The 927-nt window shown below is 68.0% G+C and carries 1 protein-coding gene; it reads left to right on the forward strand.

Features of this window, described 5'->3' with window-relative positions; translation table 11 throughout:
* The coding region (locus EAO77_RS35685; protein WP_147992466.1) for an acyltransferase domain-containing protein at positions 1-927 on the forward strand (927 nt) is incomplete at both ends.

The following is a 927-nucleotide window of genomic DNA, read 5'->3' on the forward strand; positions in this document are numbered from 1 at the left end:
GGTGTGGCGTGGCCGGTGCCGTGGGTGGTGTCCGGCCGCACCGAGGACGCCGTCCGCGACCAGGCCCGCCGCCTCGCCGCCCACGTCCGCGAACACCCCGAACACACCGTCACCGACATCGCCCACTCCCTCGCCACCACCCGCACCGCCTTCCACCACCGCGCCGCAGCCATCGGCACCGACCGCGACGACCTCCTCACCCAACTCGACCGCATCGCCGACACCACCACCCCCATCACCCAGACCCAAACCGGCAAAACCGCCTTCCTCTTCACCGGACAAGGCGCCCAACGCCCCGGCATGGGCGCCGAACTCCACGCCACCTACCCCGTCTTCGCCGACACCTTCGACCACATCTGCACCCTCACCGACCCCCACCTCCCCCACCCCCTCAAAGAAACAGTCTTCGGAAACCACCCCGAACGCCTCAACCARACCCTCTACACCCAACCCGCCCTCTTCGCCTACGAAACCGCCCTCTACCGCCTCATCGAATCCTTCGGCATCACCCCCGACTACCTCGCCGGCCACTCCATCGGCGAAATCACCGCAGCCCACATCGCCGGCATCCTCACCCTCCCCGACGCCGTCACCCTCGTCACCACCCGCGCCCGCCTCATGCACCACCTCCCCACCGGCGGCGCCATGATCTCCCTCCAACTCCCCCACACCCACACCCTCGACCTCATCCAAGGCCACGAGGASRCAGTCGGCATCGCCGCCGTCAACGGACCCGACACCACCGTCATCTCCGGCGACGAAACCACCACCCTCCACCTCGCAGCCAAAGCCGAAGCAGCCGGCGTSAARACCAAACGACTCACCGTCTCCCACGCCTTCCACTCCCCCCTCATGCAACCCATCCTCGACGACTTCCTCSACACCGCCCGCACCCTCACCTACCACCCACCCACCATCCCCCTCATC

Origin of the sequence: Streptomyces sp. T39 (assembly GCF_008042045.1) — a bacterium.
Classification (GTDB): domain Bacteria; phylum Actinomycetota; class Actinomycetes; order Streptomycetales; family Streptomycetaceae; genus Streptomyces.